Origin of the sequence: Providencia sp. PROV268, assembly GCF_028477805.1 — a bacterium.
Classification (GTDB): Bacteria; Pseudomonadota; Gammaproteobacteria; order Enterobacterales; family Enterobacteriaceae; genus Providencia; species Providencia stuartii.
In genome coordinates, this window is sequence record NZ_JAMPLW010000039.1 from 1 (window position 1) to 14,617 (window position 14,617).

Below are 14,617 nucleotides of genomic sequence, written 5' to 3' on the forward strand. Positions count from 1 at the left end.
CGCCGCATAATCACGCAACTGATAAAAGCGATCGACGAGGGTGTCACTTTCCGTTTGAAATGACCATAAACTGTACATCATCAAACACACAGCAATGCCTGCCGCTTCACAGCTAACGCTCGCCTCATTGCCGTTATGCTGATTGAATAGCGTAAGCTCCTCTTGATTCAAATCGGGATAAATAAAAGCGCCGCCATTAGATAAAGTGCAATATTCCCAATACCCGCCGTGGTAGTCCTCACAAAACTGGCCCATGGTAGTAAAAATCACCACTTCAAAGGTTGAAAAGCCTTTAACGTTGCCAAAATGAGTTTGCCAGAAATCTGAACGTTGCATAAGAGGAACTGTAGAGCGATGAATAGTTTCCATGTCATTGGATGATAAAAAGGACTGAGTCATGGTATTCTCCAGTAAGTTGATGATAAAAAAACGCCAACACGGTTTCCCCTGTTGGCGTTAGTGATAAAAACAAATGGGTGTGATGATAATGAGGGAATTTATGTGAGCTTATCAGCGACAGCTAAGGCGCCTAATAACCAACCAATACCTTGTGGACCTACCGCCCAAAACAGTTTAGCTTTCGCGAGGCCGAGTGTGCCTTCACGGGTATAAATCGCATCGGGCATCAACCACTGTCGTATGAGTGCACCGAGCGTCATCCCTATCGTCGGGCTTAACGTGAGCCAAAAGAGGATACTCACGCCATGCCAGAATCCATGAACATGATCCGTAGCGCTAAACACATTAAAAATTAGGATGATAAATGCAATACCAAAAGCGATGCCCAGATACTTTAGAAAAAGGGAGCGCATGAGTGAAAATCTCCAAGTAAGACCGTAAGAGCCGTTATTTCGAGCGATGGCATTGAATAAAAGCATTGAGCATTTCCTGCGTAAAACGGTCAGGCGGGATAACATTGCCTTTACCGACCGCCACTAAATATTGAGTTGAGTATTTCTCAGACATTTTGTCCCATGCACATTCACACAGTGCACGACTTCCCCCTTGAAGTTTGCACTGTGTGATGAAGGAGGCATTTTCACCACATCCTACCAGTAGAGTACTGAATGATAGGGCTGCACTAAATAGGACAAATTTTGCTTTGAGTGGTGAGAATATAGGATTTAGGTTCATTGTCATTCCTTATTGGTAAGATGAAAAATGATGTATTTGATTGATAATGTATGAATCAATGAGAGTTAGATGAGTTTCGGTGAATAACGGTTAGAATGATTAAAATAGCCATCGCCAAAGTGAGACGACAGCAGAAACCAGCGTGTCTTTGATTTGGATAAAGGTGTCTTTTATCCCCATAGGGAGAGGCAGTTGATAAATCAGGTCATCCATCGCCTGATTCACACATTGCCCAAAATCTTGTTTCGCCTGCGAATTGATATGTTCTGTCCGGTAGACTGGCTTTAATTGCGTTAAGGTACTGCTGCTGGCTTGCGCGGGTAAGGCGCGAATAAAGTGCTCAACTAACACGCCAATTTGGTAGCCTTCTTTCGCTGAGATAGCAATGACAGGATGATGAGGGGAAAATGCTTTTTGTACGGCATCGATTTTTAACTGTAAATGGTTAGCTTGTTGGTGGGATGGGCGGCAAGCATGAACATCCCATTCACGGCAAGGCTCAATTTTATCAGCTTGATTAATAACAAATAAAAATTGCGCAGCTTGATACCCACAATGCTGTGTTAAAAAGCGGTAAGTTACCTCATCCGACGTCCACGCCCTATCATCCGCTTTTAACACCCAGATAATCAAATCCAGCTCCGGTAACATTTGCTGATATAACGCTTGATACGTTTTATCACACGACAGTGACTCGCCTATTCCCGGAAAATCAATCAAGGTTAACGTGCGCTTCCCTAATGTCATTTGTAGTCGTTTAGCCGACTGAGTACGACTTTCGACATCACTCACCGTAGAAACGTCAGATTGGAACAGGGCATTGCATAAGCTCGATTTACCTACGCCTGTTTTGCCCATGAGGCCAATGGTAGGGGAGTAGTGAACAACTTGGTTAACTTCATGTAAGAGGTAGGATTGCAGGTGTGACAGTGAGTTAGGTAGAGTGGCTTTGATTAATGATGAAACAATATGTTCATTTGGCATATAAATCTCCTTGTGATTTTACAAGGAGATAATATGGCGCTGAAAAAATATCTAACTGAAAGGGGTTGTGATTAAGTGATAACTAAGAAAGTACCATCAGTTGCTTAGCTTGCTCTGAACGGTTTTTTATACTGATATTTTTATCATCAATGTAGGCTTTAACTTTCTGTTGATATTTTTCTTTGATTTCACATAACACGTCATCACGGTAAATGGGGGAATTGAGTGCCCTCAAAAAATACCCCCCTTTTCGCGTTATTTGAACACAGAATAATTTTTTTAAATGATAAGCTCGATTTTCTTGAAATAACTGGGCAAATGTATAGTGTTTAATGTCTAGAATATTTATTTCTAAGATGTTATTACCTAAATACACAGGGACGATTTCTGCCTCATAGTTCAAGGCAACTCTAATTTTTGGCTGATATTTTTTTTCATCATGATCACTTTTTTTTATGTCTAAGATATTCACATTAACTTCTTTTATGAGTATAAGCGTTATATCAGCAAGTGGCTTGATGAGATTATCAGGATAATTTTTTAGATTGATAATTTCATCTTTAATTAATTCAGATACAGCCGTTCTGTTGATTCTCTTAGATTTAATGAATCGAGCATTAAACTCCTCTACTGTGTAATCTTTATTTACGCCGCCGGGCCAGAATTTAGTTGGTCTCGACATCAATCCTTCTTTCGACTTTACACATGTGATTTCGTAATAGGCTCCCTTCAAATCGATATCATCATTTTTATAGTGCATGATAGAACGATTAATTTCTTTCTCAATAAGCTGTTCTGCAAATTTTCCTGGTTTTGTATTAGCGCGCTTCGCACCTTTGAGTATGTGATCATAGATGCGCTTGTTTTTAAAATTAATATGAACTCGGTATTTACTTGGCATCGTCCCTTCCTCACCAACCTAATGAGCCAGTATGACATACTGAAACGAACTCCAATAGATGCATTATGCCGTAAAAAAATATGCGTTACTTGGCAGAAACGTTCAGCACCCAAAGCAACGGATAAGCGATAGGCTTAATTTTTACGTAGATTATCGCGCATCTCAAAGTGCGCACATTTATTAAATATCATTATTATCATATATCTATAATTTTCCATCTTTGTTTTTGATGATATTGGCTGGAAGGCTTCAGGGCTTACGGTATTCGTGATGACCCGCGAAAAAATGAGGGTAGCAGTTAAAATTTGCATGTTTTTTAAGGGGGAAGAGTATAAAAATGAGGTCATTGAGAAGTGAAAATAGGGGGCTAATATCAGAGTAGTGAGTTGTGGTTTTTATTGAAAAAATGCGCTCAAACTCAATTTAATTTCAGGTTAACGTCCATACGCTTGAGTACTTACTAAAGCTTTTTAACGAAAATAGCCTAATCGGTGTGTTGGTATAGTTATATAAATATACATGCTACATATAAACAATACATTTAAATATCAACACGACTATTCTAATACAAAAACCAACCTACACATCTAAAACGATACCTATAGACCTAGATTGTCATCATCTTCCATAAACCTATTAATGCATAGATAACCTAAATAGTTAACACATGCCTTATAAATCTACAGTGACTTACCAACCTCATCTTCCCTTAAAAGTTTAGTCAGTATGATGATCTTGCTGCCTTAAGCAGCAGACTTAGATCGGTTAGCTTATTCTCCTAATAACGAAACTGTAATTAGCAACAAGCCTTCCCATTGATATGACATCCAACCAACATAAGAGGAATTCGTCATGTCAAAAAAGCTAAACCAACACTATGTAAACCAAATTAACCGTACCATCAATAAAGCACTAGCGGTACATAAACGCTTAACTGCCATACACCTTGATTTACGCTTTCCAATTACACCAGAAGATGTTGCAGATGACTCCACAGCAATTACCCGATTCTTTGAATCTCTTAAGGCTAAAATCAAAAATGACCTTAAAAAGAAAAAAGAGGCTTGGAAACGTAATCTTTCCTGTGAATTACATTATTGTTGGGTGAAAGAGATTGGTGAAAAGAATAAACAAAAGCACTACCACGTGATGTTGCTGCTTAACAAAGATATCTATCACTCCTTAGGGGATTTCAAAAAAGAGAGTGGAACCCTTTATGTCATGTTACAACAGGCTTGGTGCAGTGCCATCAAAATAGCGTATTTACCGTCTCGCCCATTAGTCAACATTGCGGGTAAAAATGTCACGCATTTATATCGTGTCGAGCAAGAAGAAACTGAAGATGGCGTTTATACCTACATTGTGACGAATCAATCCCAAAATATCATTGTAAATCGAATTCGGTATCTCGCTAAGTTGCATACCAAGTTTTATGTAGAGGGTGAGCGGTCATTTGGATGTAGTCGGTAATTAAAAACTGGAGAAGGGATGTCATGACTTGAAGTGATATCCCTTTCATCAAACCGGTATCGCTTCTGACTTTAATTTTAAAGACAGGAGTTTTTCCTCATGACAAATCCAATTGAAACATCAACAGTAACAACGCCATCGCTGTTAAATGACCAATTTATCGATATGAAATTCATCACTAAGCTCACAGGCTTAACGGATAAGTGGTTTTATAAGCTCATTCAAGACGGTGAGTTTCCCAAACCGATTAAACTGGGACGCAGCTCAAGATGGCTGAAAAGTGAAGTAGAACAGTGGTTACAAGCACGCATTGATGAATCGAGAGGGGGCAACTCCGCCCTTGGATCCTAAGGCACTAGCGCGAGTCGCCGTGCATTTTCCATAGCATACCCACCCATTACCCACCAACTCAATTTCAACCACACCTGGTGCGATTGAATGCGCTCTAGGCAAAGCGACGCCCTAAACATACGAACCTAGCTCGATACGCATGTAGGCACAGCTCAGTGGTCTTCTAAGTTTCAAGGTGGGTTGCCGAGTGTGGATCATGAATGTTGGGTACTCAGAACGTTTAGTTTAAATTTTACAGAAGGAGCACACCCATGCTTAAATTACATGAAGTCAAAATGTCGCTAGCCTTAACGCAGAACAATCGTTTCGCGGGAGCCACCCAAGAACCGAGTTATTCACGAGAAAACTATTACTGTGCTCACTGCGGTGAGCCCGTCACACTGCATAAGACGCCAACGGAGTCATGGTTTACCCATTCTAATCCTCAGAGCGCAGAGCACTGTCCACGGGGCATCAGTAAGATCAAGAGCTTAGAAGACAAGGCACGACTGAGCACACAGGTTCGATCAGTTTCACCAATATTAAAGATCACGGATTAGTTTTGTGTGCAGTGTCGTGAGTATTTTACAAACAATCAAAAATGTTGCCCGAAGTGCCATGAGGGGATTTGGTGTATTCCTGCCCAGAATGTAACAGAGGAACATCAGCCTAAAACAGAAAAATCGTTTCCATTATGACCTTTTAATGCTCATGGTGTTAGGTTAATCAATCACGTTTTCGCTAAATGTGACCACGGTACTGCCACCAAAAGCCTACCCTGATAAGCTCACCGAAGAAGAGGAGTTAAGGCTGAATTTTCATATCGAGGAACGGCTGTTACGCTACCACCCTATGCTGGAAGGTATACTGCTCAGTGAATGTGTGCGTCTTAAACAGCACGCCTTTGCTAACAAGTTAATCAGTTTATTTCAGCAATTTAATGATCCGGAAATACGCCCGAAATTGGTCTGGTTATGTTGGTATGATTTGCTGTTAGGGGCACAGTTAGACGATTGGAACCATACACTTAAGTTGAAATCCAAAGAACAACTCGTAGAATGGGTGATTGATAGGCAAGCCGAAAATTGGTGATTAACAGCTATCATGGATGAATATGTATTGTTCAGCCGATAAGCACGGCAAAGTAATATGGAGGATAAAAAGGATTAATATCATTAGCGCGTGCTACTCACTGTGTGTTGATATTCCTTCTCATGACAAATCTCATATCTGATAACGCTATGCCTTCACTTTACACACTTTTATAATTGCCTTGCGGATGGCAATCAATCAGGCAAACTGATGCAACTGCTATATATACAACCGTCCTCAGTAGCTTAAGTCATGCTGTTGTCGAGGGTAATGAATTCACTGACATGAAAATCCTCCTAAGTTGCCTAATACTCACCTTTTATCTGTTATTGACAGGGTACGTATAACTCTATATGTGAGTATTTATATCTATTTAAAATAAATAGAAAAAAATATTGCTGGGTTGCCTTGCTATGCCTATAATTCAAACCGTTTATTTAAGATAAGTTGCTTGTATTGTTTGATGTGAAAGTGAGTTTTTCGTCGTCTTTATGGCCTGTGAGGACGGATTTGCTTTGGAATAATTTACCGTTTTACCTTATGAGCCTCGGGGGCGGTAGCATATCAAAGTATCAATAATGCAAATCTAAGAGGCCAACCTATATCAGCTGTTAGCTGAAAATAATGGAATATCAAAAGGGTGCGGAACTAAAGTGGGGGGAGGGGAGCACAGTAAGATTTATCTGTAAGTATATCTGATTTATAGATAGTTTAGTTAACAACTATCTCACCCGAGCTTATTTGGGTATAATAGCCAAAATTAGTTGAGTAAATTAAGAATTATCAGTGAACAGGTAGCTGTAAGCCCGGGGCGGTAGCGTGCCAAAATCATGAAATAACCACTTTTGGCACTCTGTTTTTTACAATCAAAATACGACTTATTACTCCAAGATGAAAATATTAGTTACTGGTGGTGCAGGCTTTATTGGTTCTGCGGTTGTTCGTCATATTATTAATAATACCAATGACACTATTATTAATGTCGACAAACTAACTTAGAACCTATCCCAAAAGGAATTGCCAGATAATACATAATGATAATTTCTGAGGGCGAAGCATAGTGGGCAACAAGTGGCAAATCAGTGATGGACTCTGGGAGAAAATGGCTCCTCTCATCCCGGAGCATAGAACTCAACACCCGCTGGGTACGCACCGCAAGCGGGTTGATAATCGCGCTGCAATGAACGCCATTTTCTTCGTACTCAGGACGGGTTGCCAGTGGAATGCGCTAAATGCCACCGATATATGCTCGTCAAGCTCTGCTCATCGCCGATTTCAGGAGTGGCGGGATGCTGGAGTATTTGAACGCTTCTGGCAAAACGGGTTGCTTGCTTGCGAACAGTTGGACGCTATTGACTGGTCGTGGCTGTCGATGGATGGTTGTATGACCAAATCACCGCTGGCAGGCTCAAAAAAACAGGCAAGAACCCAACAGACCGGGAGAAACGGGGCGTAAAGCGCAGTCTGATGACTGATGGGAACGGATTGCCCCTCTCTGTGGTGGTAGCGGGAGCGAATACGCACGACATAAAACTGGTTGCAGATACACTCGATGCCCTCCAGACAGGAAAGACGGGCAAAAATCTACGCCTGTGTATGGATAAAGGCTACGAAGCTGAATGGCTGGAATTGTATCTGAAAAACAAGGGCTATGAGCCTCATATCCAGTCGAGGAAAGACGAATCTGAGGCGATCAAAAACAGCGATTTTAAGACTCATCTTTGGGTTGTGGAAAGAACGCATAGCTGGATGAACCGCTTTCGGCGTGTTCTCACCCGCTGGGAGAAAAAGGTCGAAAATTCACGTGGAATGTTTTTATCAAGAACAAAAGATTTCATAAAATGTATTAATTTGCAAAGTTGACACAATTATTTATTAATATAAATACATAGAGCATGTTTCTAATGAAAATAGCAATTGTAGGTACAGGCTATGTGGGTCTGTCTAACGCCATGTTACTGTCACAAAACCACGAAGTGGTGGCCGTCGACATCGTGCCTGAAAAAGTGGCGATGCTGAACAATAAGCAATCGCCGATTATCGATACCGAAATTGAACAGTTTCTGCGTGAAAAAACACTCAATTTCCGTGCAACCCAAGATATTGTTGAAGCCTATACGGGCGCACAGTATGTGATTGTAGCCACACCGACTGACTATGACCCGAAAAGCAATTACTTCAATACCAAGTCAGTTGAATCAGTCATTCATGATGTGCAGAAAATTAACCAAGCAGCCACCATTATTGTTAAATCCACCATCCCTGTTGGCTTTACTGAGCGCCTGCGTGAAGAGTTTGGCTATACCAATGTGATTTTCTCCCCTGAATTTTTACGTGAAGGCCGCGCGCTGTGGGATAACTTGTACCCATCACGTATTGTCGTTGGTGAACGCTCTGAGCGAGCGGAAATCTTCGCGGATTTGCTGCTGGAAGGCGCTATCAAAAAAGATGTTCCTGTGCTGTTTACCGATGGCACTGAAGCGGAAGCGATTAAATTATTCGCCAATACTTACTTAGCGATGCGTGTGGCCTATTTCAATGAATTAGATACCTATGCAGAGAGCCGTGGCTTGAACGCACGTCAAATCATCGAAGGGGTGTCTTTAGACCCACGCATTGGCAGCCATTATAACAACCCTTCATTTGGTTATGGCGGTTATTGCTTGCCGAAAGACACCAAACAGTTACTGGCTAACTATGACGATGTACCGAATAACCTCATTAACGCGATTGTGGAATCTAACCGTACCCGTAAAGACTTTATTTCGGATGCGATTATTGCCAAAGCGCCATGTAAAGTCGGGGTATATCGTTTAGTGATGAAAGCGGGTTCGGATAACTTCCGAGCCTCGGCGGTACAAGGTGTGATGAAACGCATCAAAGCCAAAGGCATTGAAGTGATTGTGTATGAGCCGGTGCTTAAAGAGGACGAATTTTTCCGCTCCAAAGTGTATCGTGATCTTGAAGCATTCAAAGCCGATTGCGATATTATTTTGGCTAACCGCCTTGTAGATGAATTGGAAGATGTCGCTGACAAAATTTATACCCGCGATCTGTTTGGTAACGACTAAAATTCAATTAATTCAATGATAAATAATATGACTAATCCATCTGCTGATATAACCGTTTATATTACGACCCATAATCGTGTTGAGATGCTCAAAAGAGCAGTTCAATCCGTATTAAACCAAACAATGCAAGTTAATGAAATTATTATTGTTGATGATTATTCTACTGATGGTACACAAGAATATTGTTTAGAGCTTGCAAATAATTACAATAATATCAAATACATAAGAAATGCAACCAATCTAGGTGCTCCTGAATCTAGAAATAGAGCTATTATATCAGCTAAATCTAAATATATAACTGGACTCGATGATGATGACGAGTTTAAATCTAACAGAATTAAAAAATTATATACTTTCTATACCTCGAATAATTACTCATTTATTTGTGATAATATAACGGTAAATAATAAAATAATTAATAATTATTCTGGAGAAATAGATTTAGATAAGCTACTTTATTTTAACATAGTTGGCTCTCAAATATTCACTTTAACTAACAATTTAAGGGCAGTAAACGGATTTAATGTAGAATACCCTGCATGGCAAGATTATGACACATGGGTAAAGATAATAAAAAGATTTGGTGTTTGCTATAAGATGAAGGGTAGTAGTTATATAGCACATACTGAACATGAAGAAAGAATAACAAATGGAAAAAAACAAACAGAAGCATTTATTATGTTTTTAAAAAACAACATCCACCATATGAATACGAAACATATTATATCGTTATTTCTTATTTTTAAAATGCTAGCCTCTGAAAAAGTTAAGTATTCTGATTATAAATATTTATTAATCACTGGGAATATAAAAAGATTTCTAGGGTTCATAAAAAGATCAATTAAAAAATAAAAGAAGGTAAGCTCTCAATGACAATTTATATTTTTAGTGAGATTAATTACAATGATAACAAACATATAAATCAATATCTTTTTGATTATTTAACTGAGAATAATGAGGATTGTTATTTTATTGAAAGAGTAACAATGAAATTACCAAATAAAAAAAATATTTTAAGAATAATAAAATCTTTATTTGAATTAAATAAGTCAAAAGGCAATGGCAATGGTAATGGCAAAGTTATTAAATGTAATTTACTTCCTCCTTTTAGAATATTTAAAGCTTTAAACCAATATAAAATAAATAAGTTAATAGATAAAAACAAAAAATCATCTATCATTAGCTTTGTCCCTCATGAACATATTTTTAATTTCAAACACAATAATAATTATTATTATTATTGTGTTCATGATTCAACTCAGCAAGGATTTACTAGAAAAATAAGAGACTTTGAGCAGAAACTAATAAAAAACAAATATACTACTGTCTTATGTGATAATGAAAATGTCATGAATAAACTAGCACTAGAATATGAAGTTTATCCGAACTTTACTAATTCAAATCTAGCTATATTAATGCCACCGCCTGTTCCAGATGATTTTTTTAATATTCCATCTATAGATAAGTATAAATATGATTTCTGCTATTATGGCAGTTTTCATCATGATATAGATATAGATATTATTCTAGAGTTATCTAAAAAATATAAAATTCTCATTATCTCTAATAATCCCGATAATAACCTTAGAAATAATGCCAATATATTAATTATCGATGCTATTTTCGATATGAAAATTCTTGCTAATACAATTAATCAATCAAAATACTTATTGCTCCCCTATAAAAACAGCGAATTTATGAATACAATAACCCCTGCAAAGGCTTATCAAGTTCAAGCCTTTAATAAGCCAATTTTATGCTCAAACAGATATTTATCTAAAAAATATAATTTTGAGACCCATGTGGAAAATTTACATAACAAACAATGTTATAAAGTAGATCAATCTTTATCAACAAGTGAAGTGAGTAAATTCATACTTAACATAATAAAAATTAAATCATGAACCTAGTTATTTTATCAGTTGTTTATTATATAATTGCTATATTTTTATTCTATAAAACATTTAATAGCATTTCTTCTTCTTTAGTAATATCATCTTTATTATTAAATATAACACCAATAGCTACGTCAAATATCCAAATACCATTGATTCTACTATCAATGTTGTTGTGTTTAGTAAACAAACAATTTTCTTTATCACCAAAAAGGTTAATTTATTTTATTTCTGTTATAGTATTGAGTTATATGATTTTAATACTTTCCTTCAACATGAGTCTAATTCATATACTAGGAAAATTAGGGAAAATAGCCTCCATTACATTTCCTCTTGTTATGCTAAAAAAAACATATTCCACATACAATTCAAAAATGCTATGGATAAGTATAATAACACTATCTATTATAGGAATGTTTTTTTGGTTCAACGCTGAGCAGTTAAACAGTGGAATATTCAATACATATCGATTACCAAATCTATCTCTAGACCCAAATTATTCAGCAATTATTTTATTATCTTTCCTTATGATAAAAAAAATAAATAATATTCATATGTCTTCAACAGCTGCTGTTTTTGTTTTCATATTAATAATATTAACTCAAGCAACATCCTCAATGTTTTTAGCACTTATCTTCTTTATTTTTTTTGATTATATAAAAAACAAATCGACTTCATTATTTTTAGTTTTGTTCCTAACTATTTTGATTTATCTTCTGTTTATCCTTTCTTTAAGTGATAATGATAGTATAATTGCAATTGAAGATTGGCAAGATAATTATATCAGCATGAAAATTAATTCATTAATGTTTAGACTAAACGCCCAAATTCTAGGTGCACAAATGTTGATTCATGAACCAATGCATTTTTTGTATGGCTTTGGTTCTGGATTAAGCATTGAGTTATTCGGTAGAGTTATGCACAATTCTTATATGCAAATATTATTTGATCATGGTATTATTTTTTTACTTTTAATGTTTTTATATTTCAACTTGATTTTAAAAAAAATGAATGTATATATTGTTGCTATATATTGCCAGTTAATGAGTTTCATGTTTGATTCATATTTCATGGGAATAATAACTATTATATACGTTTTCTATTTGTTGACATCAAATAGAAGAACTAATTACTGAGTGCATTATGATTAAATTTACAGTATTAATTTCAATATATAAAAATGAAAATCCATTGTATTTAGATAAGGCATTAGCTAGTATACTAAATCAAACTTTATTTCCTGATGAAATAGTAATTATAAAAGATGGATTATTAACAAATGAATTAGATAAAATAATTTCATTATGGAAAAAAAAACATACTGAAATAATAAAAATTATTGCACTAAAAAAAAATGTTGGATTAGGCCAAGCCTTAAATGAGGGACTAAAGCATTGCTCACACGAATGGGTATTTAGAATGGATGCAGATGATTATTGCACCCTTGATAGGTTTGAAAAACAATTATCATACATACAATTAAATCCGAATATAGTTCTACTTGGCTCTTGTACAGAAGAATTTGACTCTACGTTATCACAATCACTGGGATATAGAATTGTCCCTAGCACGCATGAAGAAATTGTTGAATATACAAAAAAAAGAAATCCTTTTAACCATATGACAGTTGCTTTTCGCAAGGATATCATTGAGGCCGTTGGTGGTTATCAGCACCACTTATACATGGAAGATTATAATTTATGGATTAGGGTCATTGCTGCAGGTCATAGGGTAGAAAATCTACAGGATAGATTAGTCAAAGTTAGAGGAGGTAATTCAATGCTTGAAAGGCGTAAAGGACTTAAATATATAAAAAGTGAATTTCAGTTAGCCAAATTAAAAATTAATAAAAAGATTGATACCCCAATTAGTGCTTATTTAAATTTCACTTTGCGTAGCATCCCTAGATTATTACCTACATCATTACTTTCAATGATTTATAAAAAGCTAAGAAAATAAAGGTTTATTATGCTAACAATTATCGGTGGTTCCGGTTTTATCGGTACACGTCTGTCTAATCAATTAAAATCTCAAAATGTCGACTTTAAAATTGTTGATATTCAAAAAAGTGAAGCTCACCCTGAAAAATGGGAGTTTGGTGATGTTACTAAACCTGAAACACTTATTGAGCCATTAAAAGGAAGTGATGTAATCATTAACCTTTCCGCCCAACATAAAGATAACGTTCATCCTATTAGCCTATACTACGAAGTAAACGTGGATGGAGCGAAAAATGTCTGTGATGTTGCTGAACAACTTGGTATTAAACATATCGTATTTACCTCTTCTGTTGCTGTTTATGGATTTGTAGAAAAAGAGACTGGTGAAGATGGTGAATATCATCCATTTAATGATTATGGAAAATCAAAATTACAAGCCGAACATGTGTATGATGCTTGGCAAGCTAAATCAAGTGACAATATACTAGTTACTATTCGTCCAACGGTGGTATTTGGCGAGAATAATCGTGGAAATGTTTATAATCTATTCCGTCAAATTGCTTCCGGTCGTTTTTTAATGATTGGTGGTGGTAATAATCAAAAATCGATGGCTTATGTGGAGAATGTTGCAGCATTTATCTATTTCGCTACAACTTTCTCTGAAGGTAAACACGTTTTCAACTATATTGATAAACCTGATTTTACAATGAATGAGTTAACAACCGTTATCTGTAATGCATTAGATAAACCAAAATCAAATATTCGTATTCCTTATCCTATTGGTATTATAGGTGGATATTGTTTTGATGTTTTATCTAAAATTACTGGTAAAGAATTCCCGGTAAGCAGCATCAGGGTGAAAAAATTTTGTGCTAGAACGCAGTTTAAATCAAATTATATAGCAGATACATCTTTCAAGGCACCAGTGACACTTGAAAAAGGTATTGCTAATACTGTTCAATATGAATTCAAATAAATTAAAATATTTTCTTTTATCATCATCTTGCTAAAGGAATCGCGAGTGTCTATGAAACGCCTTTCTATTGCTGCACTAATGCTTACAGTATTAACCGGCTGTACCGTTACCCCTGGTGTCTATATGTCTACATCAGGCAAAAATGTCGTCGACACTGGCGATCGTGATATCTATAAATTTGTGGATATCTATCCGATCTCGCCAAAACTGTTAGATGAGATGTACGTAGCACCTGTTATCGCCAAACCAAACCCGACACTTGATAAACAACTTTCCACTTATGAATATCGTGTGGGTGTCGGTGATGTATTAACCATCACTGTCTGGGATCACCCTGAATTAACTATTCCAGCGGGTTCTTACCGTAGCGCTGCCGACTCAGGTAACTGGGTTCATTCCAATGGCACTATTTACTACCCTTATATCGGTAACGTGAAAGTTGTTGGTAAAACACTGTCGGAGATCCGTAATTTAGTTAGCAGTAAACTGGCTATCTATATTGAATCCCCACAAGTGGATGTCAGTATTGCGGCATTCCGCTCACAGAAAATGTATGTGTCAGGTGAAGTGGCTAAACCCGGTACATTACCGATTACTAACGTACCGCTAACGGTTTTAGAGGCCTTTAATAATGCAGGCGGCCTGACTGAAAAAGCCGATTGGGACAATGTCGTACTCACCCGAAATGGCAAAGAGATAAAAATCTCACTGCAAGCATTAGTTCAGTATGGCGACCTAACCCAAAACCATCTGATGCTACCGGGTGATGTACTATATGTACCACGTAATGACGGGCAAAAAGTGTTTGTGATGGGCGAAGTAGG

17 protein-coding genes and 1 pseudogene are annotated in these 14,617 nt (G+C 36.8%); 13 read left to right on the forward strand and 5 right to left on the reverse strand.

The window, feature by feature from the left end:
- The 5 genes from PR699_RS19095 to PR699_RS19115 form a co-directional block, all read right to left on the reverse strand.
- On the reverse strand, window positions 1-369 hold a 369-nt coding region (locus tag PR699_RS19095; protein ID WP_272577888.1), incomplete at its 3' end, for an antirestriction protein.
- A 128-nt stretch (window positions 370-497) separates the two neighbouring features.
- A complete protein-coding gene (locus PR699_RS19100; RefSeq protein WP_272577875.1) occupies window positions 498-878 on the reverse strand; it encodes a hypothetical protein in 381 nt (126 codons plus the stop codon).
- A complete protein-coding gene (locus PR699_RS19105) occupies window positions 847-1,134 on the reverse strand; it encodes a hypothetical protein (protein ID WP_272577876.1) in 288 nt (95 codons plus the stop codon). The genes PR699_RS19100 and PR699_RS19105 overlap by 32 nt, the downstream gene beginning before the upstream one ends.
- A 99-nt stretch (window positions 1,135-1,233) precedes the next feature.
- The gene (locus PR699_RS19110; protein ID WP_272577877.1) at window positions 1,234-2,118 is read right to left on the reverse strand and encodes a GTPase family protein; all 885 of its coding nucleotides are present in this window, start codon (window positions 2,116-2,118) and stop codon (window positions 1,234-1,236) included.
- Window positions 2,119-2,200: 82 nt separating this feature from the next.
- Window positions 2,201-3,019, reverse strand: a complete 819-nt coding sequence (locus PR699_RS19115; RefSeq protein WP_196715755.1) for a hypothetical protein — start codon at window positions 3,017-3,019, stop codon at window positions 2,201-2,203.
- 852 nt (window positions 3,020-3,871) lie between these two features.
- Here PR699_RS19115 and PR699_RS19120 point away from each other — a divergent pair.
- From PR699_RS19120 to PR699_RS19180, 13 genes and pseudogenes are all read left to right on the forward strand, one after another.
- On the forward strand, window positions 3,872-4,489 hold the full coding sequence (locus tag PR699_RS19120) for an inovirus Gp2 family protein (protein WP_272577878.1): 618 nt from the start codon (window positions 3,872-3,874) through the stop codon (window positions 4,487-4,489).
- Window positions 4,490-4,588: 99 nt separating this feature from the next.
- Window positions 4,589-4,840, forward strand: coding sequence for an AlpA family transcriptional regulator (locus tag PR699_RS19125; RefSeq protein WP_272577879.1), 252 nt, complete (start codon window positions 4,589-4,591; stop codon window positions 4,838-4,840).
- Window positions 4,841-5,091: 251 nt separating this feature from the next.
- On the forward strand, window positions 5,092-5,379 hold the full coding sequence (locus PR699_RS19130) for a hypothetical protein (RefSeq protein ID WP_272577880.1): 288 nt from the start codon (window positions 5,092-5,094) through the stop codon (window positions 5,377-5,379).
- Between the two features lie 187 nt (window positions 5,380-5,566).
- A complete protein-coding gene (locus PR699_RS19135; RefSeq protein ID WP_272577881.1) occupies window positions 5,567-5,911 on the forward strand; it encodes a hypothetical protein in 345 nt (114 codons plus the stop codon).
- A gap of 891 nt (window positions 5,912-6,802) precedes the next feature.
- A pseudogene (locus PR699_RS19140) lies at window positions 6,803-6,907 on the forward strand (NAD-dependent epimerase/dehydratase family protein); the annotation flags it as partial.
- Between the two features lie 61 nt (window positions 6,908-6,968).
- Window positions 6,969-7,774, forward strand: a protein-coding gene (locus tag PR699_RS19145) for an IS5 family transposase (protein WP_272577889.1) whose coding sequence is annotated in 2 segments (ribosomal slippage) — window positions 6,969-7,319 and window positions 7,322-7,774 — 804 coding nt in all. Because the reading frame shifts where the segments join, the coding sequence is not laid out codon by codon here.
- Between the two features lie 41 nt (window positions 7,775-7,815).
- Window positions 7,816-8,982, forward strand: a complete 1,167-nt coding sequence (locus tag PR699_RS19150; RefSeq protein WP_272577882.1) for a nucleotide sugar dehydrogenase — start codon at window positions 7,816-7,818, stop codon at window positions 8,980-8,982.
- A 27-nt stretch (window positions 8,983-9,009) separates the two neighbouring features.
- A complete protein-coding gene (locus PR699_RS19155) occupies window positions 9,010-9,834 on the forward strand; it encodes a glycosyltransferase family 2 protein (RefSeq protein WP_272577883.1) in 825 nt (274 codons plus the stop codon).
- Window positions 9,835-9,851: 17 nt separating this feature from the next.
- On the forward strand, window positions 9,852-10,886 hold the full coding sequence (locus tag PR699_RS19160) for a hypothetical protein (RefSeq protein ID WP_272577884.1): 1,035 nt from the start codon (window positions 9,852-9,854) through the stop codon (window positions 10,884-10,886).
- The gene (locus PR699_RS19165) at window positions 10,883-12,013 is read left to right on the forward strand and encodes a hypothetical protein (protein WP_272577885.1); all 1,131 of its coding nucleotides are present in this window, start codon (window positions 10,883-10,885) and stop codon (window positions 12,011-12,013) included. The genes PR699_RS19160 and PR699_RS19165 overlap by 4 nt, the downstream gene beginning before the upstream one ends.
- Before the next feature lie 7 nt (window positions 12,014-12,020).
- Window positions 12,021-12,836, forward strand: a complete 816-nt coding sequence (locus tag PR699_RS19170; protein ID WP_336297936.1) for a glycosyltransferase — start codon at window positions 12,021-12,023, stop codon at window positions 12,834-12,836.
- A 9-nt stretch (window positions 12,837-12,845) separates the two neighbouring features.
- Window positions 12,846-13,793, forward strand: coding sequence for an NAD(P)-dependent oxidoreductase (locus PR699_RS19175; RefSeq protein WP_272577886.1), 948 nt, complete (start codon window positions 12,846-12,848; stop codon window positions 13,791-13,793).
- Window positions 13,794-13,838: 45 nt separating this feature from the next.
- A partial coding sequence (locus PR699_RS19180) for a polysaccharide export protein (RefSeq protein ID WP_272577887.1) occupies window positions 13,839-14,617 on the forward strand: 779 nt, incomplete at its 3' end.

Excerpts from the sequence above, each read along its gene's own strand:
- PR699_RS19100 (WP_272577875.1), bottom strand. The coding sequence starts at position 878 with ATGCTTTTATTCAATGCCATCGCTCGAAATAACGGCTCTTACGGTCTT.
- PR699_RS19105 (WP_272577876.1), bottom strand. The coding sequence starts at position 1,134 with ATGAACCTAAATCCTATATTCTCACCACTCAAAGCAAAATTTGTCCTA.
- PR699_RS19110 (WP_272577877.1), bottom strand. The coding sequence starts at position 2,118 with ATGCCAAATGAACATATTGTTTCATCATTAATCAAAGCCACTCTACCT.
- PR699_RS19115 (WP_196715755.1), bottom strand. The coding sequence starts at position 3,019 with ATGCCAAGTAAATACCGAGTTCATATTAATTTTAAAAACAAGCGCATC.
- PR699_RS19120 (WP_272577878.1), top strand. The coding sequence starts at position 3,872 with ATGTCAAAAAAGCTAAACCAACACTATGTAAACCAAATTAACCGTACC.
- PR699_RS19125 (WP_272577879.1), top strand. The coding sequence starts at position 4,589 with ATGACAAATCCAATTGAAACATCAACAGTAACAACGCCATCGCTGTTA.
- PR699_RS19130 (WP_272577880.1), top strand. The coding sequence starts at position 5,092 with ATGCTTAAATTACATGAAGTCAAAATGTCGCTAGCCTTAACGCAGAAC.
- PR699_RS19150 (WP_272577882.1), top strand. The coding sequence starts at position 7,816 with ATGAAAATAGCAATTGTAGGTACAGGCTATGTGGGTCTGTCTAACGCC.
- PR699_RS19155 (WP_272577883.1), top strand. The coding sequence starts at position 9,010 with ATGACTAATCCATCTGCTGATATAACCGTTTATATTACGACCCATAAT.
- PR699_RS19160 (WP_272577884.1), top strand. The coding sequence starts at position 9,852 with ATGACAATTTATATTTTTAGTGAGATTAATTACAATGATAACAAACAT.
- PR699_RS19165 (WP_272577885.1), top strand. The coding sequence starts at position 10,883 with ATGAACCTAGTTATTTTATCAGTTGTTTATTATATAATTGCTATATTT.
- PR699_RS19170 (WP_336297936.1), top strand. The coding sequence starts at position 12,021 with ATGATTAAATTTACAGTATTAATTTCAATATATAAAAATGAAAATCCA.
- PR699_RS19175 (WP_272577886.1), top strand. The coding sequence starts at position 12,846 with ATGCTAACAATTATCGGTGGTTCCGGTTTTATCGGTACACGTCTGTCT.